Source organism: Nonomuraea sp. NPDC049400 (genome assembly GCF_044466425.1).
Lineage (GTDB): Bacteria > Actinomycetota > Actinomycetes > Streptosporangiales > Streptosporangiaceae > Nonomuraea.
The window spans coordinates 49,339-74,339 of record NZ_JBITMP010000052.1; the positions used below are offsets into that span (position 1 = coordinate 49,339).

Annotated in this window: 21 protein-coding genes and 1 riboswitch; of the genes, 9 read left to right on the top strand and 12 right to left on the bottom strand. The window is 70.5% G+C overall.

Features of this window, described 5'->3' with window-relative positions:
- Positions 1 to 4: 4 nt before the first annotated feature.
- Positions 5 to 817, top strand: coding sequence for an alpha/beta fold hydrolase (locus tag ACIBVN_RS48730; protein ID WP_397147666.1), 813 nt, complete (start codon positions 5 to 7; stop codon positions 815 to 817).
- Between the two features lie 11 nt (positions 818 to 828).
- Here ACIBVN_RS48730 and ACIBVN_RS48735 read toward each other — a convergent pair whose 3' ends face one another.
- The 4 genes from ACIBVN_RS48735 to ACIBVN_RS48750 all read right to left on the bottom strand — a co-directional run bounded on the left by ACIBVN_RS48735 (position 829) and on the right by ACIBVN_RS48750 (position 4,420).
- Positions 829 to 1,524, bottom strand: a complete 696-nt coding sequence (locus ACIBVN_RS48735) for a YoaK family protein (protein ID WP_397147668.1) — start codon at positions 1,522 to 1,524, stop codon at positions 829 to 831.
- 162 nt (positions 1,525 to 1,686) lie between these two features.
- Positions 1,687 to 2,358, bottom strand: coding sequence for a CHAP domain-containing protein (locus ACIBVN_RS48740; protein ID WP_397147670.1), 672 nt, complete (start codon positions 2,356 to 2,358; stop codon positions 1,687 to 1,689).
- Positions 2,359 to 2,370: 12 nt separating this feature from the next.
- A riboswitch (cyclic di-AMP (ydaO/yuaA leader) is annotated at positions 2,371 to 2,509 on the bottom strand.
- 116 nt (positions 2,510 to 2,625) lie between these two features.
- Positions 2,626 to 3,579 (bottom strand): Gfo/Idh/MocA family protein, encoded by a 954-nt coding sequence (locus tag ACIBVN_RS48745; protein ID WP_397147672.1) that lies wholly within the window; start codon positions 3,577 to 3,579, stop codon positions 2,626 to 2,628.
- 19 nt (positions 3,580 to 3,598) lie between these two features.
- On the bottom strand, positions 3,599 to 4,420 hold the full coding sequence (locus ACIBVN_RS48750; RefSeq protein WP_397147675.1) for an aldo/keto reductase: 822 nt from the start codon (positions 4,418 to 4,420) through the stop codon (positions 3,599 to 3,601).
- Between the two features lie 98 nt (positions 4,421 to 4,518).
- Between ACIBVN_RS48750 and ACIBVN_RS48755 the strand changes: the two genes are divergently transcribed.
- Positions 4,519 to 5,463, top strand: coding sequence for a hypothetical protein (locus ACIBVN_RS48755; RefSeq protein WP_397147677.1), 945 nt, complete (start codon positions 4,519 to 4,521; stop codon positions 5,461 to 5,463).
- Positions 5,464 to 5,465: 2 nt separating this feature from the next.
- Positions 5,466 to 6,629: a DUF6716 putative glycosyltransferase gene (locus tag ACIBVN_RS48760; protein WP_397147708.1), complete on the top strand. Its 1,164-nt coding sequence runs from the start codon at positions 5,466 to 5,468 to the stop codon at positions 6,627 to 6,629.
- An 81-nt stretch (positions 6,630 to 6,710) separates the two neighbouring features.
- Here the strand turns inward: ACIBVN_RS48760 and ACIBVN_RS48765 are convergent, their stop codons facing one another.
- From ACIBVN_RS48765 to ACIBVN_RS48785, 5 genes are all read right to left on the bottom strand, one after another.
- Positions 6,711 to 7,946 carry a polysialyltransferase family glycosyltransferase gene (locus ACIBVN_RS48765; protein ID WP_397147679.1) on the bottom strand — a complete coding sequence of 412 codons (1,236 nt, stop codon included), beginning with the start codon at positions 7,944 to 7,946 and terminating at the stop codon, positions 6,711 to 6,713.
- Positions 7,943 to 8,926 carry a glycosyltransferase family 2 protein gene (locus ACIBVN_RS48770; RefSeq protein ID WP_397147681.1) on the bottom strand — a complete coding sequence of 328 codons (984 nt, stop codon included), beginning with the start codon at positions 8,924 to 8,926 and terminating at the stop codon, positions 7,943 to 7,945. Before ACIBVN_RS48770 ends, ACIBVN_RS48765 begins: the two co-directional genes overlap by 4 nt.
- 29 nt (positions 8,927 to 8,955) lie before the next feature.
- Positions 8,956 to 10,992: an N-acetylneuraminate synthase family protein gene (locus ACIBVN_RS48775; RefSeq protein WP_397147683.1), complete on the bottom strand. Its 2,037-nt coding sequence runs from the start codon at positions 10,990 to 10,992 to the stop codon at positions 8,956 to 8,958.
- A gap of 71 nt (positions 10,993 to 11,063) precedes the next feature.
- Positions 11,064 to 11,762 carry a response regulator gene (locus tag ACIBVN_RS48780; protein WP_397147685.1) on the bottom strand — a complete coding sequence of 233 codons (699 nt, stop codon included), beginning with the start codon at positions 11,760 to 11,762 and terminating at the stop codon, positions 11,064 to 11,066.
- Positions 11,752 to 13,245: an ATP-binding protein gene (locus ACIBVN_RS48785; RefSeq protein WP_397147687.1), complete on the bottom strand. Its 1,494-nt coding sequence runs from the start codon at positions 13,243 to 13,245 to the stop codon at positions 11,752 to 11,754. Before ACIBVN_RS48785 ends, ACIBVN_RS48780 begins: the two co-directional genes overlap by 11 nt.
- 108 nt (positions 13,246 to 13,353) lie before the next feature.
- On the opposite strand from ACIBVN_RS48785, the gene ACIBVN_RS48790 reads away from it, so the two are divergent.
- Positions 13,354 to 14,688 carry a cation:dicarboxylate symporter family transporter gene (locus ACIBVN_RS48790; protein ID WP_397147689.1) on the top strand — a complete coding sequence of 445 codons (1,335 nt, stop codon included), beginning with the start codon at positions 13,354 to 13,356 and terminating at the stop codon, positions 14,686 to 14,688.
- Here the strand turns inward: ACIBVN_RS48790 and ACIBVN_RS48795 are convergent.
- From ACIBVN_RS48795 to ACIBVN_RS48805, 3 genes are all read right to left on the bottom strand, one after another.
- Positions 14,685 to 15,506, bottom strand: a complete 822-nt coding sequence (locus ACIBVN_RS48795; RefSeq protein WP_397147691.1) for an SAM-dependent methyltransferase — start codon at positions 15,504 to 15,506, stop codon at positions 14,685 to 14,687. The genes ACIBVN_RS48790 and ACIBVN_RS48795 overlap by 4 nt on opposite strands.
- Positions 15,507 to 15,552: 46 nt before the next feature.
- Positions 15,553 to 16,896 (bottom strand): sensor histidine kinase, encoded by a 1,344-nt coding sequence (locus tag ACIBVN_RS48800; RefSeq protein ID WP_397147693.1) that lies wholly within the window; start codon positions 16,894 to 16,896, stop codon positions 15,553 to 15,555.
- Positions 16,897 to 16,963: 67 nt separating this feature from the next.
- On the bottom strand, positions 16,964 to 18,457 hold the full coding sequence (locus tag ACIBVN_RS48805; protein WP_397147695.1) for a glycoside hydrolase family 13 protein: 1,494 nt from the start codon (positions 18,455 to 18,457) through the stop codon (positions 16,964 to 16,966).
- Positions 18,458 to 18,751: 294 nt separating this feature from the next.
- Between ACIBVN_RS48805 and ACIBVN_RS48810 the strand changes: the two genes are divergently transcribed.
- The 5 genes from ACIBVN_RS48810 (at position 18,752) to ACIBVN_RS48830 (ending at position 24,914) form a co-directional block, all read left to right on the top strand.
- Entirely contained in the window at positions 18,752 to 20,032 is a 1,281-nt protein-coding gene (locus tag ACIBVN_RS48810) for an extracellular solute-binding protein (RefSeq protein WP_397147697.1), read from the top strand.
- Between the two features lies 1 nt (position 20,033).
- The gene (locus ACIBVN_RS48815; RefSeq protein ID WP_397147699.1) at positions 20,034 to 21,602 is read left to right on the top strand and encodes an ABC transporter permease subunit; all 1,569 of its coding nucleotides are present in this window, start codon (positions 20,034 to 20,036) and stop codon (positions 21,600 to 21,602) included.
- Positions 21,599 to 22,438 carry a sugar ABC transporter permease gene (locus ACIBVN_RS48820; RefSeq protein WP_397147701.1) on the top strand — a complete coding sequence of 280 codons (840 nt, stop codon included), beginning with the start codon at positions 21,599 to 21,601 and terminating at the stop codon, positions 22,436 to 22,438. Before ACIBVN_RS48815 ends, ACIBVN_RS48820 begins: the two co-directional genes overlap by 4 nt.
- 5 nt (positions 22,439 to 22,443) lie before the next feature.
- Positions 22,444 to 24,222: a glycoside hydrolase family 13 protein gene (locus tag ACIBVN_RS48825; protein ID WP_397147703.1), complete on the top strand. Its 1,779-nt coding sequence runs from the start codon at positions 22,444 to 22,446 to the stop codon at positions 24,220 to 24,222.
- Between the two features lie 77 nt (positions 24,223 to 24,299).
- Positions 24,300 to 24,914 (top strand): TetR/AcrR family transcriptional regulator, encoded by a 615-nt coding sequence (locus ACIBVN_RS48830; protein WP_397147705.1) that lies wholly within the window; start codon positions 24,300 to 24,302, stop codon positions 24,912 to 24,914.
- The last annotated feature ends 87 nt before the right edge of the window (positions 24,915 to 25,001 follow it).

The following is a 25,001-nucleotide window of genomic DNA, read 5'->3' on the forward strand; positions in this document are numbered from 1 at the left end:
TGGCATGTCCAAGCGAATGACGGTCGAGGTCGACGGCCGGATGGCCAGTTATCTGACGGCGGGCGAGCGGGGCCCGGTGGTGTTGCTGCTGCACGGCACGTATTGGAGCCGGGTCTGGGAGCCGGTGATCGACGATCTGGCGGCGGCGGGTTTGCGGCCGGTGGCGGTCGATCTGCCGGGGCTGGGGCGTTCCGAGGGGGAGCTCACGGCGGAGACGGCGGCGGTGCCCGCGCTGGCGGCGTGGGCGGGGCGGTTCGCGGCCGCGGTGGGTGCGCGGGCGCCGCTGCTGGTGGCGGGGCACGACATCGGGGGCGCCGTCGCGCAGCACCTGCTGGTCGAGTCGGAGGTGGCGCGGCTGGCTCTGGTCAATTCGGTCACGTACGACTCGTGGCCGGTGTCCAGCGTGGCCCGTTACCGGGATCCCGCCATGGTGGCGGCCACGACCGTGGAGGAGTTGCTGGCCGCGCGCCGCAAGGCCGTCACGATCGCGCTGGGCCGGCCCGCCTCCGAGGCGGAGCTGGCCGATTACCTGGATCCGTGGCGTGACCTGCGGGTGGGCCGGTCGTGGATGGCTCTGGCGGGCGCGGCCGACAGCCGCTACACGCTGGACCTCGTCCCCGCGCTGAAGGCGGATGAGACGCCGAAGCTGCTGGTGTGGGGTGCGGATGACCCGTTCCAGGAGGTCCGGTACGCCGAGCGCTTCGTCGCGGAGATCCCGAACTGCACGCTCGTGCGCATTCCCGGGGCGGGCCACATCCCGATGGAGAACGACCCGGCAGGGGTCGCGCGGGCTCTGGCGGACTTCTTCCTCTCGTAAATCCCGCCGGCTCAGCTCGTGCGGCGGGCGCGCCTGCGGGCCACGACGGCGACGACCGCCAGGAGGGTCAGGGCGGCGGCCAGCGGCAGTGCGGGGCCGACGTGCAGGTGGAGTGCGGCGCCGGTGAGGGCGCCGAGGAACATCGCCACGACCGACGCGGACCTGCGCAGGGCCGCCCGGCCCGGGGTGTCGGCGGCCAGGCCCGTGAGGGTGGTGGTGAGGACGTTGGTGACCAGGTCGGGGACCGCCAGCGCGCGTACGGACGCGTTCTGCAGGCCCATGCCGTACGCGAGCAGCCCGATGAGCGCCGCCCTTGCACCGGTGTGATCGTGTCCTGCCACCAGGGCCACGGTGAGGGCGGCGGCGACCAGCAGGGCATGTGCGGCGGTGGCGGCGGCGAACGCGCGCCGGGCTTCGCTCGTCCGTCTGGTCACACGCCCGGCGGTCCAGGCGCCCGCCCCGAACGCCGCGAGGGCCAGGAGGGAGGCCCATGTCGACAGCTCCTGGTCTCCGGCCAGGGCGAAGCCGAGGAAGACGATGTTGCCGGTCATGTTGCCCACGAAGACGCGGCCCAGACCGAGGAAGCTGATGGCGTCCACGAGGCCGGTGACGAGGGCCAGGAGGATCAGCAGGGCGGGCAGGACGCCGTGCGGGTTCCCGCCGCGGGGGAACAGCCCGTCGGCGACCCACCGGAGCCCGCCACTCACGGGCGCCCCGCGGTCTCGGCTCCCGGGCGGGGGCTGGGTCTCATGGCCGGCTCCTTGGCGAGGTTCGCGCGTGGCTGCCCCAACCCCCTTCCCCCGGAGGATGGCGGGATGCGAAGAGCGCGCGCCCCCGGAGGGGACGCGCGCTCGTGTGGTGAAACGGGGTCAGCCGGCGTACTCCGGGTAGCCGTAGCCGACGACCTGGGACTTCGGACGGACGCGCTCCTCGACCTTGCCGTTGCCGGTGTTGCCCTCGACGGTCGAGATGGTGCCGTCGCCGTTGTCCTTCTCGACGAACCCGACGTGCTCGATGTCGTCGAGACTCTTGCTGCCCTTGAAGGAGAAGAACACGACGGCGCCGGGCTTGGCCTCGGTGCCGAAGCGGTGGTTGGCCTGGAACCACTTGGCGTGGGCGACGGTCCAGGCGTCCCAGCCGATCTGCGGGCGGGCGCCGGTCTGCTCGCCGACCCAGGAGATGAACATCGCACACCACGGGGCGTTGATGTAGTCGGCGCGCTTGCCGCCGTCACGGGCGATGGTCTCCGCGGCGCGCGGCGAGTTGGCGTACCACTTCTGGAACTTGGTGCCGCCGCCGTAGGCGTTCTCGGAGATGCCGACCTGGGCCTTGGCGAGGTCCAGGACCTGGGAGGCGGTGACGTTGACCTTGGTCTCCCTGGACTTGGCGTGGTCGTCTTGCGTGGCCGCGGTGGCCGGCTGCTGCTCTGTGGCGGCGGCCGTGCCCATGTGGGCGCCGAGCCCGGAGGCCAGGACGGACGCGCCGAGCACGGCGCGGGCGATGTTGGTCTTCGTGGCAGCGGTAAAGCGGAACTTGGCCATCGAGGCGGTTACTCCTTGCTTCCATGCCGCTTACCGGGTTAGCTGACGGATTCGGGCGTGGAAGCTGCCCTACGGCACCGAAGTGCCGATTCACCCCATTAGGACGTGGGTCCCCGGTTCCGCCCGGAGGCGGATTCAGCGGTCACAGGACGGTCCTGTGATGTGTGTCGCGATGGTCGGACATTGCCGGACAAACCGGACGAATGTCTCAAGAATGCCTCAAATGTAATGCATAAGGCAAGAGGCTACAAATCTGTAACGACCCAGCTAGGCGAGTTGCCCCCGGGCCGCGGCCAGGAGCCCCATCATGGCGAGGGACTCATCAAGCGGCATGACCGAGCTTTCGGTCCTGCCTTCGGCCGTTGCGGCGCGGACTTCGCGGAGCTCCCCGGCGTAACCGTTGTCCGCCGGATCGAGCACATGCTCCTCCGGCTCCATGGAGGGCCCGGAGAGCAGAATCCGCTGCGGCGCCCAGAACGGTGCCTGGATGTCCGCCCGCATCTGAGTACCTACAACACAGGCATGGTTCGGGTAATTCCCGAGCAACGAGGTTTCTACGAGAGCCCGCCTGCCGCCGGGGTAGAGCAAGATCCCGCCCGCCTCCGCGTCCACGCCGTTGGGCGCGAGGGAGCCGGTGATCCGCAGGTCAGAGGGCATGCCGAGGAGCAGCTGAGCCAGGCCGAACGGATAGATCCCGAGGTCGAGCAGGGCCCCGCCGCCGAGCTCCGGCGCCCACAGCCGGTGGACCGGATCGTAAGGTTTGGCAAAGCCGAAAGTGGCTTGCACGGAGCGGATGTCGCCGAAGCGCTCGTCGGCCGCGATCTTCTGGATGAGGGGGTTGAAGCGCATCCACATGGCCTCCATGAGGAACACGCCTGCCTCACGTGCCAGCCGTACCATCTTCTCCGCGTCGTCCACGGTGGCGGCCAGCGGCTTCTCGCACAGCACGGCCTTGCCCGCGGCGATGGCGGCCTCGGCCACCTGCAGATGCTGGGCGTGCGGCGTCGCGACGTAGACGGCGTCCACGGCCGGATCGGCGCACATCTGCTCATAGGAGCCGTACGCCGACTCCGCGCCCAACGTGGCGGCCAGCGCCTGCGCCCGGCCTAAGTCCCTGGACCCGACGGCGGCCACCCGCATCCCGGGCTCGGCCACGATGGCCGCTCCCACGGTCCGCGCTATACCGCCTGTCGCCGCGATGCCCCACGCAAAATCCCGCACGTGGGAGATCGTAGACGAATCACGTCATGTTGAACGTGTCGGGATCGGGGCCGAAGCGCCGGCCCCTGTTCAGCGCGCCGATGGCGGCCATGTCCTCGGGATCGAGGATGAAGTCGAAAACGGCGATGTTCTCGGCGATCCGCGACGGGGTCACGGACTTGGGGATGACGACGTTGCCGAGCTGCAGGTGCCAGCGGAGCACGATCTGCGCGGGCGTCTTGCCGTACTTGCCGGACAGCACGGCCAGCGCCGGGTCGTCCAGCAGCCCCTGGCCCTGGCCCAGCGGGCTCCACGCCTCGGTGAGGATGCCGTTGGCCTCGTGGAAGGCGCGCATCTCGCGCTGCTGCAGGTACGGGTGGAGCTCGATCTGGTTGATCGACGGGACGATGTCGGTCTCGTTCATCAGCCGGGTCAGGGTGGCGATCGTGAAGTTGGAGGTGCCGATGGCCTTGGCCCGCCCGTCACGGTAGATCTTTTCCATCGCCCTCCACGCCTGCACGTACTTGTCCTGCTGCGGCACCGGCCAGTGGATGAGGAAAAGGTCGATGTAGTCGAGGCCGAGCCGGGCCAGGGACTCCTCGAAGGCCGCCTCGGCGCGTCCGTGGTCGGCGTTCCACAGCTTGGTGGTGACGAAGACCTTCCTGCGCGGCAGCTCCGATTCGCGCACGGCCTGGCCGACGCCCTCCTCGTTGCCGTACGCGGAGGCGGTGTCGACGTGCCGGTAGCCGGCCTTCAGCGCGGTCGTGACGGCCTGCGCGGCCTCTTCGGCGGGGACCTGCCAGACCCCGTAGCCGAGCTGCGGGATGTGCACGCCGTCGGTGTTGAGCAAGAGCGAGTTCATACTGCCCATTGTTCACGTCGCGTTTCTGGGGGCTTAAGGCGGCGGGGCTAGCTTGAAGCGGTCGTGAACGGGCCATCACCCGGCTGGGAGGAGCAGGAGTGGTCGAACAGGCGTCGGCCTGGGTGGAGTCCCCGCTCCAGATGCTGTGCGCCGTCGAGGCCCACTACGCAGGGCTGCTGGGCCCCCGGACGGTCGTCGTGCCGCGCTCGGGCCTTCGGCCGCTGAAGGCCACGCGCCGGGAGCTGAGGTCTCTCGGGCTGCCCGACGGCCTGGAGCTGGCCGAGCCGCGCGAACGCATGCCCAGGCGCGTGCAGGCCGTCGGCGACGCCTTCTCCGGCAGGGTGCAGCTGCGCTGGCTGACCTCGCGTCCCGGCCGCATCGTGATCGTGGACGATGGCCTGGCCACCCTCCGGCTGCTCGAGCTGCTGGCCGCGGGGCCGTACCGGCCGCTGCTGCGGGCCAGGACCCAGCCGACCAGGCTGCGCGCCGCGCTCGGCCTGGCGGCCGCGCTGCGGCTGCGCCTGAGCGACGTGTCGGTCTTCACCGCCCTGCCCGTCGACAAACCCCTGGAGGACGCGGTACGGCGGGCCGGAATCGACCTGGTACGCCACCAGTTCGCCTGGCTGCGGGCCCAGCCGCCCAGCGCCGAGGTGCCCGCGGAGCGCACGGTCGTCCTCGGCACCTCGCTGGTCAGGAACGGCCTGGTGCATCGCGACCACTACCTGCGCTGGCTGACGGACCTGGCCGCGCGCGAGCCGCTGGCGTACTATCCGCACCGCCGCGAGGACCCCGTCGACGTCGCGCTGATCCGGGAACGCCCGGGGATCACGGTCCACGACGGCGGCGCGCCCGCCGAGCTGACGCTGCGGGGCCTGGACGCCGGCCAGCGCGTGCTCAGCCTCCCCTCGACCGCGATCGCCTCGCTGCGGGTGCTGCTCAGCCCGCGCGGTGTCGCCGTCGAGCCGGTGGCGGTCCCCGACGACTGGTGGACCAGCAGGGCGGCCCCCGCCCTTCGCTCGCATCTGACGGGAGTGTCCGGTTGAAAGTGTTGGCGGTCGCCGACTCCGACTCGTACCTGAAGTGGGCGGCCTGCCTGCTCGGCGACCTGCCCGGGGGAGGCACCGCGGACCTGGTCGTGGTGCGCACGCCGATCGCGCCGTCGCCCGAGCAGATCGCCGCCGCCGTGGGCGGCGGCGCCGAGCCGCCGCCGGTGCTGTCGGCCCGGTCCGTGCGGCGGCTGGCCGAGCGCACGCAGCCGGACGTGGTGCTGGTGGCCTGCACAGGGCCGGTCGTGGACGTGCTGGTGGCCGACGTGTTCGACGGGTTGCGGCCGCGGCCGGTGTTCGTCAGCGGGCTGCCCGGCATCTCGGTGCCCGCGACGGAGAAGGCGTGGCTGTTCCGCAGCGGATGCGACCTGTTCGTGGTCCACAGCGAGCGGGAGGTGGCCGAGTTCTCCGAGATCGCCGCCAGGCTCGGCGGGGGAGGGGCGGTGGGCCTGGCCAGGCTGCCGTTCCTGCGCTCGCAGACGGTCGCAGGGGGCGGGAACCGGGTCGTGTTCGCCACTCAGGCCAAGGTGCCGCGTGAGCGGGAGGAACGGGAACGCATCCTGCTCGGGCTGGCCGAGCTGGCCCGGCTCCGCCCCGAGCTGGACGTGGTCGTCAAGCTGCGCGCGCTGGAGGATGAGCGGCAGACGCACAACGAGCGCCACCACTACCAGCGGCTGTGGCGGGAGATGGGGGAGCCGGGGCGGCTCTCCTTCCAGGCGGGTTCGATGCACGACCAGCTCGCGCGGGCGGCCGGGTTCGTCACGGTGAGCTCGACGGCGGCGCTGGAGGCGATCGCGCTGGGCGTGCCGTCGCTGGTGCTGAGCGACTTCGGCGTGAGCGCCGAGATGATCAACCTGGTGTTCGAGGGCAGCGGGCTGCTGGGCACGCTCGACGACCTGGCCGAGGGCGACTTCCGGCCTGCCTCGGCCGAGTGGTGCGCGGCCAACTACTTCCAGCCGCCGGAGCGCAACGACTGGGCTCGGCTGCTGGCCGGGCTGGTGGCGGGCGGGCCGCGGGTGCCGGCGGCCTCGCTGCTGGACGGGCCGGAGCACGCGGCGGCGCGGCGCCGGGCCCGGCTCCGGGTGGAGGTGCACCCCTCGATGCTGCGGGCGGGCTACCGCGCCAAGCGCAAGATGCGCCGCTACCTCAAGGCCCTCGGCTGACGGTGGTCGCCGCCCCTGCACCCCTTCCACGAAAGGACGGCGCAAGAGGGCTCTTGCGCCGTCCGGGGTGCGGTAGCGGGGTCAGATCGCCGAGCGGATCTTCCTGCGCAGCCGGGTGAGCGCGGTCGGCCTGGTCACCAGGCCCAGCGTCTCCAGGCGCTTGCGCTTGAAGTAACGCGCGTCCAAGTCGATGCTCGCGGGCCGCAGCTCCGGGTACGTCTCGGCCTGCATGCAGTACCCCACGGCCCGCACCAGGGCGCGCAGGTCCACCGCGGGCGCCGGGGTGATGGCCCCGTCGGCCGACAGGCGGGGCAGCAGGGCGTCCACGATCGTGACCGGGATCCGGTTGCTGTTCTCGTAGGGAGCCAGCCGGTCGAGCACCAGGTCCGTGCCGTACGCGGCGACGGAGAGCCCGAAGTAGCGCTGCGCCGTCAGCAGACCCGTGGAGAAGCACCCCACGACGAGCTCCGGCCGCAGCGCGGCGAAGCACACCTCGGCGGGCACGCTCTCCGGGGCCACCGACAGCCGCACACCGAGGGGTTCGGCGGCGGCCCGCAGGAGCTGGGCGTGCCGCCGCCCGGCGGCCGGGTGCGGTTTGAAGACGACGTCGGTGTAGCCGCGGGCGGCCAGGGCACGCAGCATGGTCTCGTGCAGGGCCGCCTCCTCCTCCGGCGTGACGATCTCCAGTGCCGACAGGTACTGGCCGAGGATCATCGCCTGCCCGTGCATCATGTCGGGCGCGGTGGCGGTGACCTGGTCCACGATCGACAGGAACCGCTCGTCCGGCAGGATCGACGGCGCGACGCCGTACTCGCTGAGCAGCAGCGGCGTCAGCCCCGGCACCAGGTCCAGGTGGAGCAGCCGCTCGATGCGGCGGAAGATCTCGGCGGGCAGGGGGTCGCGGGTCGGGCCGTAGCTCATCAGCCCGTCGGAGTAGACGGTGATCGGGCAGTCGCGCACCAGCCCCGCGATCGTGCGGGCCGGGGGCACCGCGATCGACTCCAGCACCAGGTGCTCCACCCCGTCCAGCCCCCAGTGGGAGCGGATGAGCCGCTCCAACATGGGCACCTCGATGACGCGGGCCTTCCAGTCGGAGGGGTGCAGCGGCGCGATGAGCTCGTTCCACGAGTGGATCTCGTCGAAGCGGGAGCGCAGCACGGCGAAGCCGGGCGTCTTGTCGAGGGGCATGGCCACCTCGGGGATGGCCGCGTTGCTGGACACGACGAGCACGCGGCGGCCGTCGCCGAAGCGGCCGTCGTCGATGGCGGCGGCCAGCGACATCGCGCCGAACAGCGTCGAGGCGTAGAAGACCTTCACGACGTCTCCTCCCGGTCGCGGCGGACCCGGACGTGCGGGCTGGGCGGCAGGTCGGGCACCAGGGCCCGCAGCGTGGCCTCGCGTTCTGCGGACATCCGCGCGACCGAGTCGGACACCACGTCGGCGGGCAGCGCGCGCACCATGTGCGCGCCGCGCTCCTCGAAGCGGGCCCGCAGCGCCGGCGTGAACCGGTCGGCGATCTCCAGGTGGTGGGCGAGCAGCGCGCAGAAGTTCCGCACCGCCTTGGGCATGAACTCCGGCTCCAGGTCCTTGAAGACCAGGTCGAACGCGTCGAAGAAGTGCAACTGGCGCTCGTCGCCCACCTGCGTCAGCGACCCGGACACCATGCGCCGGTAGAACACGCCGGCCAGCGACACCACCGCGAACGTGGCGGCCTCCCTGTGCAGGCGCCAGATCCACGGCCGGTCCTCGGCGGTGTGCAGGGAGCCGGGGAAGTGCAGCAGGTCGCGCAGGGAGCGCCGGTAGATCCCGGCCCAGGCGTACGGGTAGTCGACCATGGTCCGCACGCCCGCCGGCAGGATCGCCTCCCGCGGGGCGAGCACCGCGCCCCGTCGCGCCAGCGGGGCACGGTGCACGACCCGCTTGCGGCCCTCGACCTGCACGTGGTCGGCGCGGACGAAGTCGCAGCCGAGCCCGTCGATCGCCTCGACGAGCCGCGCCAGGTAGCCGGGGGCGAGCCAGTCGTCGCCGTCCATGAACGTCACGTACCGGCCGGAGGCGGCTGACAGGCCCGTGTTGCGGGCGTCGGCCAGCCCCACGGGCGCGGGGTTGCGCAGCACGGACAGCCCGGGCAGGTCGCGGGCGAAGTCCTCGACGATGGCTCCGGTGGCGTCCACGGAGCCGTCGTCCACGACGATGAACTCGAAGTCGTGCCGGGCGTTGCGGCAGAGCGAGGTGAGCGCGTCGGCGATGAAGCGCTCGCCGTCCCGTACCGGCACGACGACCGAGAGAGTGATCAAGAGCTTGGTTCTTCCTGGTGCGAACGAGGTCAGACGGTCACCCGGCGCAGGCGGGCCTTGGGGGCCTCCTCGCCGGGGAAGACGCGCTTGACGCCGTCGCCCATGGCCTGCTCGATGATGCGGATGTCGCGGACGAGGTGCTCGAGACCGGCCGGCTCCAGCGAGGCGGCGTGGTCGGAGCCCCACATGGTGCGGTCGAGCGTGATGTGCCGCTCCACGCAGACCGCGCCGAGCGTGACCGCGGCCAGGGAGATCTGCAGGCCGCGCTCGTGGCCGGAGTAGCCGACGGGCACGCCGTAGCGCTCCTTGAGCGTGGTGATCGTGCGCAGGTTCGCCTCTTCCGGCGGGAGCGGGTACGTGGACGTCGCGTGCATCATGATCAGCTTGTCGGTGCCGAGGATCTCGACGGCCTCGTCGATCTCCGACAGCGTGGACATGCCGGTGGACAGGATGATCGGCTTGCCGGTGGCGGCCAGGGCCCGCAGCAGCTCGTGGTCGGCGACGCTGGCGGAGGCCACCTTGTGGACGAGGACGTCCATCTCCTCCAGGAACTCCACGGAGGGCACGTCCCACGGCGAGGCGAACCAGTGCAGGCCGCGCTCGTCGCAGTATTTCGCGATCTGCCGGTACTCGTCGAAGCCGAACTCGGTGCGCTCCTTGTACTCCAGGTACGTCATCTCGCCCCACGGCGTCTGCCTGATCTGGCCCTTCTGCTCCTCGGGCACGCAGATCGCGGGGGTGCGCTTCTGGAACTTGACCGCCTGGCAGCCGGCGTCGGCCGCCACGTCGATGAGGCGGCGGGCGATGTCGAGGTCGCCGTTGTGGTTGATGCCGATCTCGCCGATCACGTACACGGGCTCGCCGTTGCCGACCAGCACGTCGCCGATCGCGACGGGGCCGAGCCTCGGCCGGGTGCGGGTCTCGACGGCGGGCGGCTCGGGCCGGGCGGCCACGACGCGGTCGCACAGCTCGCGCACGGCGCCGGACCCGCCGGGCCTGGTCAGCACGGTCCTGGCGGCGGCGCGCACGCGCGGGTGGGCGTCGGGGGTGGCGACGGGCCAGCCGACCTCGGCCATCGGGCCCAGGTCGTTGACGTCGTTGCCGACGTAGGCCACGCGGGCCGGGTCGAGGCCCTCGATGGTGAGCCAGTCGCGCAGCACGGTCCGCTTGTCGGCCAGGCCCTGCAGCACGGGCACGCCCAGCTTGCGGGCGCGGGCCGCCACCACCGGGTTGTGCTCGGTGGACATGACCAGCACCTTCACCCCGGACCGCTTCAGCAGCGAGACGCCCATCCCGTCCGAGCGGCTGACCAGCACCATCTCGCGGCCGTCGGAGTCGACGTAGGCGCGGTCGTCGGTGTGCACGCCGTCGAAGTCGGTGATGACGGCGTCCACGTCGATCGGCTCGGGCTGGTCGATGAACGGGGCGAGCGCGCGCACGAGCTCCAGGTCCTCCGGGTTGTCGATCTCGATGGCGTGCTGCTGCGGCACCGGCTGGACGGCGACCTCGCCGAAGAAGCGGTGGCCGTGCTCGCGCAGGCCGGCGGTCCGCATGACGTAGAAGGCGCCGTTCTCGCGGAACTCGGGCTCGCGGTCCTGCCGGCGCTGCCTGACGGCCGGGTCGTGGTTGATCCCGGCCCCGGTCGCGGTCCACAGGAACTCGTGCGTCGGCAGCCCCGACACCACCGAGTCAGCCTCCCCGTCCAGCACCTTGCGCACCGCCGCCGACAGGTCCTTCGGGTCGATGAACGCGCTGGTGCACTGCACCAGCACGACGACCTCAGGGTCCTCGCCGAGGGCGTCGAGCGCGTGCAGCACCGCCGACTCGCTGGAGGCGGTCGCGCCGCTCAGCTCTTCGGGCCGGTCCACGACGAGCGCCCCCGCCTCACGGGCGGTGTCGGCGATCCCCTCGTGGTCGGTGCTCACGACGACCTGGTCCACGAGCTCGGCCCGCTGGGCGGCCCGTATCGCTCGGGTGACCAGCGGAACGCCCCCGACCAGGGCGAGGTTCTTCAGGGGTACGCCCGCCGAACCTCCGCGGGCGGGAACTACGGCCAGGACTCGCAAGGTGTCTCCTCAGTGCATTGGACTGCACCCAGAAGCTAGAGGCCCGGATTGAACGGCCAGCGTCACCGTCATTAACTTTCCATGGGGATCCGGTAGAGCAACTCTGGCCGGCCCACCCCGCCGTACTGCGGGATGCGGGCCGCCAACCCCAGCTCCACCAGGTATTCCAGGTAGCGGCGGGCCGTCACGCGGGACACCCCGATCGCGTCGGCCACGGCCTGCGCCGCCATGCCCTCAGGGCTGGCCCGCAGCTTGGCCGCGACCGTGTCGAGCGTGTCGCGCCTCATGCCTTTGGGCAGCTCAGAGCCGCCCCGCAGGGTGCCGAGCACGCGGTCCACGTCGCTCTGCCCGACGGCGACGCCCGCCTCCTCCTTGAACCTGGCGTAACGCGTGAGCTTTTCGAAGAGTGTCGCGTAGGTGAACGGCTTGAGCAGGTACTGGGAGATGCCGAGCGAGACCGCCGAGCGGACCATGGCCAGGTCGCGGGCCGAGGTCACGGCGATCACGTCGCACATGAGCCCGCCCGCGCGGATCGCCCGGCACACCTCCAGCCCGTGCATGTCGGGCAGGTACAGGTCGAGCAGGACGAGGTCCACCGTCCTGCCGCGCAGGAAGCGCAGCGCCTCGCCGCCGGTCCTGGCCACCCCGGCCACCTCGAAACCCGGCACCCGATCGACGTAGATGCGGTTGGCCTCCGCCGTGATCTCCTCGTCCTCGACGACGAGCACGGAGATCATCGCGCACGCTCCGGCGCCGAGATCATCGCGCACGCTCCGGCACGGGCAGCCGCACGGTGAACACCGAGCCCGCCACGTCGATGGTGCCGCCCATACGCCGGACCGACTGCCCCACCAGGGCCAGCCCAAGCCCGTGCCCGTCGCCCTTGGTAGTCCAGCCCTTGTCGAAGGCGTGCGGGTCGGCCAGCCCTGGACCGTTGTCGGCCACTGTGATCATGACGTCTTCCCGGTCGGCGCACAGGTGCACCTCCACCCGGGAGGCCGCGTCGATGGCGTTGTCGATCAGGTTGCCCACGATCGTGACCAGCTCGCGCGGGTCGAGACCCAGGTCGTCCAGCTCGCTGTCCTGGCTGATCACCAGCTCGACGCCGCGTTCGGCCGCCTCGGCGCTCTTGCCCAGCAGCAGCGCGGCCAGGACCGGCTCGCGGACCGCGCCGACCACCCGGTCGGTGAGCTCCTGGGCGGCCCGCAGCTCCGCCGTGCCCAGGGCCACCGCCTGCTCGGTACGGCCCAGCTCCACCAGCGTGATGACGGTGTGCAGCCGGTTGGCGGCCTCGTGGGCGGCCGAGCGCAGGGAGTCGGCGAAGCCGCGCTCGGCGTCGAGCTGCCCGGTCAGCGCCTGCAGCTCGGTGTGGTCGCGCAGGGTCACCACGGTGCCGAGCCTGCTGGCGGCGCTGTTGACGGCCAGCACCCGGTCGCCGACCAGGTGGATGCGCTCCTCGTCGTCGGCCAGCACCTCGGAAAGGCCCAGCTCGCCCACGTGCCGCCCCTCGGCATCGGCCGGCAGGCCGAGCAGTTGACGCGCGGCGTCGTTGCACAGCGTCAGCGTGCCGTCCTTGCCCACCAGCAGCAGACCCTCCCTGACGGCGTGCAGGACCGCGTCGTGGTGGTCGTGGATGCGGCCGAGCTCCACCGGGCCAAGGCCGTGCGTCTGGCGGCGCAGCCGCGCGGTGACCAGCCACGTGCCGGCCGCGCCCAGCGAGAGCGCCAGCGCGACGACGAGCCCGCCCCACAGGAGCTGGTCGCGCACCCTCGCGCTGATCTTCTCGACCGTGATGCCCGCGCTGACCAGCGCCCGCACCTGGCCGCCCGACATGACGGGGGTCACCACGCGCCTGGACTCGCCGAGCGTGCCGGTGTAGGTCTCGTCGAACGTCTCGCCCGCCAGCGCCCGCTCGGTGTGGCCGAGGAAACGCTTGCCGATCTCGGCGGGGTTCGGGTGCGTGTAGCGGGTGCCGTCCGGTTTCATGATGGTGACGAAGTCGACGCCCGTCTGATGGCGTACCTGCTCGGCGTACGGCTGCAGCCGTATGGACGGGTTCGGGTCGTCGAGGGCGGCCAGCACGTCGGGCGAGGCCGCCACGCTCACCGCGACGGCCCTGGCCTTGCTGCTCGCCTCGTCGGTGAGCAGGTCACGCGCCTGCACGAGCGCGAGCACCGCGAGGCCCGCCACCGTGACGGCGACCACGAGCAGCTGCAGGACCAACATCTGTCCCGCCAGGCTCAAGCGCCGCATCTTGACACCTCTCCCGTGAACGAAACTTACTCAATGGTGACCTACGTCACTGTGAGCGTCATACTCGGCTACCTAGAAGGAAATTCCATCACCGCTGGAGAACCCCCCATGCGTGATCGCACTCGGTACCTCTATCTGGCCGTCATCGGCGCCGTCCTGCTGGGCATCCTGGTCGGATTCGTCTGGCCGGACGTGGGCAAGGAACTCAAACCGCTGGGCACCGCTTTCGTGGCGCTCATCAAGATGGTGATCGGGCCGATCATCTTCTGCACGATCGTGCTCGGCATCGGCTCGGTGCGCCAGGCGGCCAAGGTCGGCAAGGTCGGCGGTCTCGCGCTCGGCTACTTCATTGTCATGTCCACGGTAGCCCTGCTCATCGGCCTGGTGGTCGGCAACGTCATCGACCCCGGCTCGGGGCTGCACCTCAGCGACGCCGCCAAGCAGGCCGCGGAGGCGCAGGCGGCCAAGGGCGGCGAGGCCAGCACGGTCGACTTCCTGCTCGGCATCATCCCTGAGACGCTGGTGTCGGCGCTCACCGAAGGCTCGGTCCTGCAGGCGCTGCTCGTCGCGCTGCTGGCCGGGTTCGCGATCCAGGCCATGGGCGACAAGGGCACGCCGATCCTGCGCGGCATCGAGCACTTCCAGCGGCTGGTGTTCCGCATCCTCGCCATGGTCATGTGGGCCGCGCCCGTCGGCGCGTTCGGCGCGATCGCCGCCGTGGTGGGCGAGACCGGGATCGAGGCGCTCAAGAGCCTGGCGATCATCATGGTCGCCTTCTACGTGACCTGCGTGCTGTTCGTCGGCGTCGTCCTCGGCTCGATCCTGTGGCTGGTCGCCCGGATCAACCTGTGGTCGCTGCTGAAGTACCTGGGCCGCGAGTTCCTGCTGATCCTGTCCACCTCGTCGTCGGAGACGGCCCTGCCCCGGCTCATCGCCAAGATGGAGCACCTGGGGGTCAGCAAGACCGTGGCCGGCATCACCGTGCCGACCGGCTACTCCTTCAACCTCGACGGCACCGCCATTTACCTGACCATGGCCACGCTGTTCATCGCCGAGGCCACCGGGGCGCCGCTGCAGTTCGGCGAGCAGATCGCGCTGCTGCTGTTCATGATGGTCGCCTCCAAGGGCGCCGCGGGCGTGACCGGCGCCGGGCTGGCGACGCTGGCCGGCGGGCTGCAGGCGCACCGCCCGGCGCTGGTCGACGGGGTCGGCCTCATCGTGGGCATCGACCGCTTCATGTCCGAGGCCAGGGCGCTGACGAACTTCGCCGGCAACTCCGTCGCCACCGTGCTCGTCGCCCACTGGACCGGCGATTTCGACCGGGAGCGCGCCGACCTGGTGCTGTCGGGGCAGGCGCCGTTCGACGAGGCGACGCTGCTCGACGAGGGCGAAGAGCCGCCGGAGCAGGGCGAGTCGGGCGACAGGGAGCTGTCGAAGGTCTAGGGCTTGCGGGCGATGCCCGCGTAGCCCATGCGGGCCAGGTCCTCGTCCAGGAAGATCGGGGCTCCGGGCTCGATGTACGGCCACGGGAGGTCCGGGGCTATGCCGTTGGCCAGGTAGCCCGGCGGGATGAACTCGAAGTCGCCGAAGAAGGCGGAGATCTCCTCGCCGGGCCGCGGCCTGAACGGCAGGTTGGCCCTCTCGTAGAACTGGCTCACCCGCTCCGTCAAGGACGAGTGGGAGTCGCTGCCCACGTGGGAGATGGCGAGATAGCTGCCCGGCGCCAGCGCGTCGCGATAGGCGGCCACAAAGCCGTGCGGGTCGTCCTCGTCGGGGATCAGATGCAGCAGGAACATCATCAGCAGGGCCACCGGGCGGTCGAAGTCCAGCAGCCCGCGGACCTCCGGGTGGGACAGGATCTCCTTCGGCCGGCGCACGTCGCCCAGGACCATGGCCACCCGCTCGGGATCGGCCAGCAGCGCCCTGCCGTGCGTGGCGACCACCGGGTCGCTGTCCACGTAGACCACGCGGGCGTCGGGGGTGTGCCTGAGGGCGACCTCGTGCACGTTCTCCTGGGCCGGCAGGCCGGAGCCGAGGTCGAGGAACTGGGTGATGCCCTGTTCGCACAGGTAACGTACAAAACGGCCAATCAGCGCGCGATTCTCCCTGGTGCCGTCGCGGGTCTCCGGGACCACGCTGAGCACCAGCTCGGCCAGTTCCCGGTCGGCCTTGAAGTTGTCTTTGCCGCCCAGGAAGTAGTCGTACATGCGCGCCGCGTTGGGGATGTGCGGGTCGACGCCCTGCGGCGCTTCTTCCGTCATGACACCATGATCTATGACATGAGCACCGGAAATCTACGAGAATCGGTCAAACGGCGGGAAGTCTAACGACGAATCTGGCGCCGCCCTTGCACTCCTCGACGGTGATCTGTCCGCGGTGAGCCATCGCGACGTCCCGTGCGATGGCCAGGCCCAGCCCCGTGCCGCCGGCGTCGCGGCTGCGGGCGGCGTCCAGGCGGGTGAAGCGCTCGAAGATGCGCTCGCGGTCCGCCACGGCGATCTCCATGCCGTCGTTCTCGACCGCCAGCACCGCCGTGTCGTTGCCTTCCTTGTACACCTGGACCCGGACCCGGGTCTCGGCGTGCCGCTGGGCGTTGTCCAGCAGGTTGGTCAGGACCCTGGCGAGCTGGAGCCGTACGCCCTCGACGACGACCCCCTCGTGCAGGTCCACGTGCACGGGCACCTTGTCGCAGCGCACGGCCAGCTCCTGGCGCACCAGCTCGGCGAGGTCGACGCACTCCTTGACCACGTCCACCCGGGAGCCGATCCTGGCCAGCAGCAGCAGGTCGGTGATGATCGCCTCCAGGCGGTCGGTGTCGCGCAGCGCGCTCTCCACCAGCGCCTCGATGTCGGTGTCCTCCGGATAGAGCTGGGCGCTCTCGAGCTGGGCGCGCAGCCCGGCGATCGGGGTGCGCAGCTCGTGCGAGGCGTCCGAGGCGAACTGGCGCTGCTGGTCGGCGGAGCGTTCCAACCGGGCCAGCGTGCCGTTGACGGACTTGGCGAGCTGGGCCACCTCGTCCTGCCCCGGTGGTTGCGTGACCCGGCGGCTCAGGTCGCCCGCGTGTACGGCGTCCAGTTCGGCCCGCATGGTCGCCACCGGTCGCAACGCCCTGCCCGTGACCAGCCAGGTGGCCCACGACGCCAGCGCGATCAGGATCCCGACCTGGGTGAACACGACCACTTCCAGGGTGCGGCTGGTGAGCAGGTCAGGCGTGGCGCGGCCCGCGTAGACGACGGGAGAGTCGGCGAACATGCTGACCCTGACGGCCGTGAGATGGAGACACTCGGTCGGCAGGCAGTTCGTCATGTTGATCAGCCGGTTCTCGGCCGTGGGGCGTATGTCGCTGAGCGGCGGCAGATTCCTGGCCGCGTCGCTGCTGGCGAGGATCTGTCCGTTGGCGCCGACCACCTGGATCAGCGGCACCGACGGGTTGGGCACCGGGATGGAGGCCCCCATGGGCAGCGCGCCGCCGCGCATCTCGTACGCGATCCGCTCGGCTGAGTCCCTGGTGTCGCGGAACACACTTGCCGACATCAGCGACCTGGTCACGATCACCCCGCCCACGGCTGCCGGAATCAGCACGAGGGCGGCTACGGCCGTCGCGATGAGGGTGACGCGTCCACGAAGGGATCGGGCCCACCAGGGTGCCACCCTGGCAGGTTACCGAGCGTGATTACCGGCATATGCCGCGTCAATGGAAAGATTCCACCAATCCGTGTCAGTGCTGGACCCAAACGGTGGTGTCCGGCGGGATCGCCCCATCGTCGGTCAGCGGGCCGCTGGACAGCAGGACCTCGCCGCCCAGGTCGAGGCGGACCGGCTCCTCGCCCGTGTTGATCATCACGACCAGCCCCGGGTCGCGCTGGATGGCCAGCACGTCCTTGGGGGAGTCGAGCCAGGTCAGCGTGCCGCCGCCGAGCGCCGGGTGCTCCTTGCGCAGCCTCAGCGCGGCCCGGTAGAGGTTCAGGGTGGAGCCGGGGTCGTCCTCCTGGGCCTCGGCCGACAGCGGCCCCCAGGAGCCGGGGATCGGCAGCCACGGGTTCCGCCAGCCGAAACCGTCGGAGACCGTCCACGGGATCGGCACCCGGCAGCCGTCGCGGCTCTCGCCGGTGCGCCGGAACGCCGGGTCCTGGCGCAGCTCGTCCGGCAGGTCGAGCACCTCGGGCAGCCCCAGCTCCTCGCCGTTGTAGAGGTAGGCCGAGCCGGGCAGGGCCAGCATGAGCAGCGTGGCCGCCCTGGCGCGGGCCAGGCTGCCGTGGCGGGTGACGTGGCGCGGCTTGTCGTGGTTGGACAGCACCCACGTGGTGGGCGCGCCGACCAGCTCGGCCTCCTTGAGCGACTTCTCGATGACCGTACGGAACGACTTGGCGTGGAAGTCGGCCATCATGAACTCGAAGTTGAACGCCTGGTGCAGCTCGTCGGGCCCGATGTAGCGGGCCAGCCGCTCCGGCGAGGACACCCACGCCTCGGCCACCGCCATCCGGCCGCCGGGGTAGGAGTCGAGGATCGGCCGCCACTCGCGGTAGATCTCGTGCACGCCGTCCTGGTCGAAGTAGGGCAGCTGCTCGTCGCCGAGCATCTCCGCCTGGCGGCCCTCCTTCGGTCCCACGTCGGGCAGCCCCTCGGCCTTGATCATGCCGTGTGCCACGTCGATCCTGAAACCATCCACGCCCCGGTCGAGCCAGAAGCGCAGGACGTCGCGGAACTCGGCGCGCACGTCGGGGTTGTCCCAGTTGAGGTCCGGCTGCTCGGGGGCGAACAGGTGGAGATACCACTGCCCGTCCTCGGCCTGCGTCCAGGCGGGGCCGCCGAAGATCGACTCCCAGTCGTTGGGCTCGTCGCGGAAGATGTAGCGCTCGCGCAGCCCTGCCTTGAACCACGGGTGCTGGTCGGAGGAGTGGTTGGGCACCAGGTCCACGATGACCCTGATGCCCTTGTCGTGGGCGTCGGCGATGAGCGCGTCGAAGTCGGCGAGCCCGCCGAACATGGGGTCCACGTCCCGGTAGTCGGCCACGTCGTAGCCGCCGTCGGCCATGGGGGAGGTGTAGAAGGGGCTCAGCCAGATGGCGTCCACGCCCAGGTCGGCGAGGTAGCCGAGGCGCTCGCGAACGCCTGCGAGGTCTCCCATGCCGTCGCCGTCGGAGTCGGCGAAGCTGCGCGGGTAGACCTGGTACACCACGGCGTCACGCCACCAGTCGTCGTTGCCGAGCATGGCTGTCCCTTTGCGTGAGATGTCGATGAGTTCTGGTGAAGGATGTCGCGTTGGTTTGCGGAGGGTCAAGCGTAATTTGCGGAAAGTTGCAGATGTCACCTTGGCCGGGATGGCGGTGCCATGTCACGCGTGCGCGCCTCCTGCCGCGACGGGGGCTGGTGAGGATCGCGTAACGCTCTTTCGCAAGTTCTTCCAATTCTTGCAAAGAGCCGCTAACGTCCCGGAAACGTTCGGCTTCTTCTTGCGGCGGCGCTCGCGCGGCGTCGCCGTTCCTCCGTGACCTCAGGAGGTCCCATGCGCAAGCGGGCTCTGGGTGTGGCCGCTCTCGCGGCCCTCGCGTTCGCCGTGGCGGCGTGCGGCGGTTCCCAGTCTGCTTCCCAGTCGGCTTCTACGGCGGCACCCGGTGCGTCCGCCTCCACCTCGGCGGCGAAGAGCGGTGGCACGCTCGTGATCTGGGCCGACGCCAACCGTGTCAAGCCGCTCAAGCCCTTCGCCGACCAGTTCGGCGCCGAGAACGGCGTCAGCGTCGAGGTGAAGGAGATCAGCAAGGACAACCAGCAGACCTTCCTCACCGCCTCCCAGCAGGGCAGCGGCCCCGACATCATGATCGGCGCGCACGACTGGATCGGCAACCTCGTGCAGAACGGCGCCATCGACCCGGTGACGCTGACCGATGAGCAGAAGGCGGCCTTCTCGGCCAAGGCGATCCAGGCGGTGACGTTCAACGGGCAGATCTACGGCGCCCCGTACGCGGTGGAGAACATCGCGCTGATCCGCAACACCAAGCTCGCCCCCGAGGCGCCCGCCACGATCGAGGACCTGGTCGCCAAGGGCAAGGAGCTCAAGGCGGCCGGCAAGGTCAAGGAGGTGCTCTGCCTCCCCGTCGGCCAGAAGGGCGACGCCTTCCACGTCTACCCGATCTTCGCCTCCGCCGGCGGCGCGCTGTTCGGCACCACCCCCACCGGCGACCCCGACGCCAAGCAGGTGCTGGTCGGCTCGCCCGGCTCGGTCAAGGCGTTCGGCAAGCTCAAGGACCTGGGCGAGAAGGGCGACGGCGCGCTGCGCACGTCGATCACGAACGAGAACTACATTGTGAACTTCGCCGGCGGCAAGTGCGCCTACCTGATCTCCGGCCCGTGGGCGATCAGCGAGGTAAAGAAGGGCGGCGTCCCGTACGACATCACCGCCGTCCCGGCGTTCAAGGACGGCAAGCCCGCCACCCCGTTCGTCGGCGTGCAGACGTTCTTCGTGGCCTCCAAGGGCAAGAACAAGGCGCTGGCCCAGGAGTTCGTGGCCAACTACGTGACCAACAAGGACGTCGCCAAGGCGCTGTACGAGGCCGACCCGCGGCCCCCGGCGCTGACCGCCGCCCTCCAGGAGGTCCAGGCGAGCGACCCGGACGCCGTCAAGTTCATGGACGCGGGCAAGGACGGCATGCCGATGCCGGCCATCCCCGAGATGGCGGCGATCTGGGAGCCGTTCGGCATCGCCGAGAACGCCGTCGTCAAGGGCGGCGACGCGGCCAAGGCCGCCGCGGCGGCGCAGAAGGCCATCGACGGCTCGCTCAAGCACTGACATGACGCTCGACGTGCGCGGGGCCGTGGAGACCAGGACGTCTCCACGGCCCCGCCGGGAGATCACCACCGCGTTCGTGGTGAGCAGGATCGCGGTGCTCGCCGTGACCGCCGCGATCCTGCTCTACGCCGTGCCGCCGCTGGTCGCCGCAGGCTCGTGGGTCTCGCTCGGGCTGCTGTGCGCCGCCGCCGCGGCCGTCGCCTGCCTCTACCTGACCCGCCGCTTCATCCCGGCCAAGTACCTCATCCCCGGCACCGTCTTCCTTATCGCGTTCCAGGTGTTCCCCGTCGTCTACACGGTCACCACCGCGTTCACGAACTTCGGCGACGGGCACCGCGGCGACAAGGCCGCCGCCATCACCGCCATCGAGACCGGCTCCGTGCGGCAGGCCCCCGGCTCGCCCGAGTACGCCCTGACCGCCGCGCTGCGCGGCGACGAACTGGTGTTCCTGCTGGTCGACCCGAAGACCAAGCAGGTGCGGGTGGGCGACGCGAACGGGCTGTCGCCGCTGGCGGGGGCACAGGTCGGGGTCACCGGCAAGGTGCTGAGCGCGCCCGGGCTGACCGTGCTCAAGGCGCCCGAGGCCGCCGCCCGCGGCCAGGAGATCTCCGCGCTGGCCGTGCCGACCGGCGACGGCGTGATCAAGGCGAACGGGCTCAGCCGGGCCGTCGAGGGCAAGGCGGCGCTCGTCTACGACGCCGGCTGCGACTGCGTGCGCGGCAACGGCGACACCTGGCAGGCCGACGAGGGGCAGGGATACTTCGTCAACGCCAAGGGCGAGCACCTGGCCCAGGGCTGGCAGGTCAGTGTCGGGTTCGACAACTTCGCACGCGTGCTGACAAACCCCACTATTTCGGGGTATTTCGCCGGGGTGCTGGGCTGGAACCTGCTCTTCGCCCTGGCCTCCGTGCTCGGCACGTTCGCGCTCGGCATGTCGGTGGCGCTGGCGCTGCACCATCCGCGGATGCGCGGCACCCGGTTCTACCGGATCCTGCTGATCCTGCCGTACGCGATGCCCGCCTTCGCCATGCTGCTGGTGTGGCGCGACATGTTCAACCGTGACTTCGGCCTGATCAACCAGCTCCTCGGGGTCAACATCGACTGGCTGGGCGAGCCGGGCACCGCCCGGCTCGGCGTGATCCTGGTCAACCTCTGGCTCGGCTTCCCGTACATGTTCCTGGTCACCACCGGAGCGCTGCAGGCCATCCCGCGCGAGCTGACCGAGGCGGCGGCAATCGACGGCGCCACGCCGTGGAAGGCGTTCCGGCGGGTCACGCTGCCGCTGCTGCTGGTCGCGCTCACCCCCCTGCTGATCTCGTCGTTCGCCTACAACTTCAACAACTTCAACGCGATCGCGCTCACCACCGACGGCGGGCCGTTCCCCGCGGACAACCCGCAGGTGGGCGCCACCGACCTGCTGATCACCTACACGTTCCGGCTGGCGTTCGGGGCGGGCGGCGCGCAGTTCGGCTTCGCGGCGGCGATCTCGGTGTTCATCTTCACGATCGTGGCCGTCATCTCGGCCGTGGCGTTCCGCCGCACCCGCAAGCAGGAGGAGGTCTACGCGTGAAGCTCGCCCTCAGGCATGCCTTCGTGCTGGTCGTGTGCGCGTTCGCGATCTTCCCGGTGTTGTTCGTGCTCTCGGCCGCGATCAACCCCATGGGCACGCTGGCCTCCACCGACCTGCTGCCGACCGGGGCCAGCCTGGCCAACTTCGCCAATCTGCTGAGCTCCGACAGCTACCCGTTCGCCCGGTGGTTCGTCAACTCGGTGTTCATCGCGCTGGCGTCGTCGTTCACGAGCCTGCTGCTGTCGATGTTCGCCGCGTACGCCTTCAGCCGCATGCGCTTCGCGGGCCGCCGCGTGGGGCTGCTGGCGCTGCTGCTCATCCAGATGTTCCCGCAGTTCCTGGCCATCGTGACGATCTTCATGATCTTCACCAGGGTGACCGAGCTGTATCCGGCCTTCGGGTTCAACACCGTGTGGGGGCTCATCCTGCTCTACCTCGGCGGCGCGCTCGGCGTGAACACCTGGCTGATGAAGGGCTTCCTCGACACCGTGCCGAAGGAGCTGGACGAGGCCGCCACCGTGGACGGCGCCACGCACGCGCAGATCTTCTGGCGGATCATCATGCCGCTGGTGACGCCGATCCTCGCGGTCACGGCGCTGCTGGCGTTCATCGGCACGATGAGCGAGTTCCTCATGGCGAACGTGTTCCTGCGCGACCCCGACAGCAAGACCCTCGCCGTCGGCATGTACGGCATGATCGCCGGTGATCACCGCAACGCGAACTTCGGCATGTTCGCCGCGGGCACGTTGCTTACCGCCATTCCCACTGTGGGTGTGTTCCTCTGGTTGCAGAAGTACATCGTCTCCGGGCTCACCGCCGGGGCTGTCAAGGGATAGGTTCATTGCGCTTCATCGGGGAGCCGCATCACGACGGCTCAGCTCTGTACGTCTCCGACCAGGAACCCGCCGTGGGCTCGCGGGTGACGCTGTGGCTGCGGGCGCCGCTGGCCGCTGGTGTCACGGGCGTGCACGTACGCACCGTGCACGACGGCGAGCCCCGCTACGCCGAGGCGGCGCCGGACCCGTCGCGGCGGGACGTGGGCGGATACGGCGGCACGGACGTCTGGTGGCGGGCCGAGATCACGGCGGTCAACCCCGTCACCCCGTACCGCTTCCTGCTCCACAGGCAGGGCGGCCAGGCGTGGCTGACCGCAGCCGGGCTCGTCACGAACGACGTGACCGACGCGAGCGACTTCCGCCTCGTGTGCCACCAGCCGCCGCCCCAGTGGATGTCGGACGCGATCGTCTACCAGATCTTCCCCGACCGCTTCGACCGCTCCGGGCTCATGCCCGAGCCGCCCGACTGGGCGCTGCCGCGGGACTGGGACCGTGACCCGGTCATCCCCAGCGGGCCCGGCACCTCCGAGCAGTTCTACGGCGGTGACCTCGACGGCATCGTCCGGCGGCTCGACCACATCCAGAGCCTCGGCGCCGACACCGTCTACCTGACACCGATCTTCCCCGCCCGCTCCAACCACCGCTACAACGCCGCCACGTTCGAGCACGTCGATCCGCTGCTCGGCGGCGACGAGGCGCTGCACCGGCTGTCGGGCGCGCTGCACGCGCGCGGCATGCGGCTGCTCGGCGACATCACCACCAACCACTGCGGCGACACGCACGAATGGTTCACCGCGGCCGTGTCCGACGTGAACGCGGTCGAACGCGAGATGTTCTACTTCGACCCCGACACCGGCGACTACGAGTCCTGGTGGGGCGTCAAGACGCTGCCCAAGCTCAACTGGGGCAGCGAGCTGGTCCGCTCCAGCATGCGGGCGGTGCTGAAGAAGTGGCTCGGGCCGCTCGACGGCTGGCGCGTGGACGTGGCCAACATGACCGGCAGGCGCGGCGCCGACGACTACACCCACGAGGTCGCCGCCATGCTGCGGGCCGAGGTCGGCCCCGAGGCCGCGTTCATCGCCGAGCACAACCACGACGCCTCGCCCGACCTCGACCGCGACGGCTGGCACGGCACCATGAACTACGGCGGCTTCACCCGTCCAATCTGGACCTGGCTGCGCGGGCCCGAGCTGGACCTGGAGCACTTCCTCGGCGTGCCGGGCGGCGTGCCCGCGCGCGACGGGACGGCCACGCTGGCCACGTTCAGGTCGTTCGCGTCCCACATGTCGTGGCGCTCGCTCGTGCACTCCTGGCAGCTGCTCGACTCGCACGACTCGCCCCGCATCCGCACCGTCACCGGCTCGCGCGAGCGCCACCTGCTCGCGCTCGGGCTGCAGGCCACGCTGCCGGGCACGCCGATGGTGTTCGCGGGCAGCGAGTTCGGCCTGACCGGCGTGAACGGCGAGCACTCCCGCACCCCGATGCCCTGGAACCGGCCCGTGGACCAGGACCTGCTGACGCTGGCGGCCTACCGGGAGCTGCTCGGGCTGCGCCGCGCCGAGCCCGCGCTGCGCCACGGCGGCCTGCGCTGGCTGCACGCCGACGCGGACTGCCTGGTCTTCGTGCGCGAGACGTACGAGGAGTCGATCCTGGTGTGCGTGCGGCGGGCGCCGGGCGATCCGATCCGCCTCGGTGTTCAGGCGTCCGGCGTGTACAACGCCGAGGACGGCGACGTGCTGCCCGGAGACGGGCCGTCGATCCGGGTCTGGCGCCTCGCCCGTTGATCGAGGGCCGGCGGGCCGGCCACCAGGACTGATGTGCGCTTTCGTGTAAATATATAGTCAGTGTAAGCTTCGTGGCCATGGAGGAGTCACGCCGCGAGCGCAAGAAACGGCAGACCAGGCAGTTGCTCGTCAGCACTGCGCTCCGGCTGTTCGCCGAGCAGGGATACGAGCAGACGACCGTCGCGCAGATCGCCGCCGCGGCCGACGTGGCCACCAAGACGTTCTTCAACTACTTCCCCACCAAGGAAGACGTGCTGTTCGCCCAGGCAGCGCAGTACATGGAGCTGTCGGCCGACGTGGTCGCCGCGCGGGAGCCGGCGGACGGCCTCGCCGAGGTGCTGCTCAAGGCGTACGAGCAGGTCATCGCCCACTACCTGACCGTGGGCCCGATGGCCGGCGACCGCGAGCTGACGAAGGTCTACGAGCAGGTCGTCATGACCGTGCCCGCCGTGCAGGCCAGGGCCCTGCACCTGCTGTTCGACCTGCAGCGCGAGCTGGCCAGGCAGCTGCTGACGGCCTTTCCCGACCAGCTCGACCCGATCAGCGCCGCGGTGGTGGCCGGGATCTTCATGGGCGCCGTCCAGTCCGCGGGCAACGCCGCGCGCGAGCTCGGCCAGTCGTCGGATGAGGAGATCATGGAGTCGATGCGCCGCGGCGTCGAGATCGCCATGCGCGGGCTGCGCTCGTTCTAGGTAGCTGGTGTTTTTTGATCTATCTCGTGTCGGTCTCTCCTCGTGTGCCAAGGTGATCGATGTAGGTCACCGGGCGTGGGGAGAGAT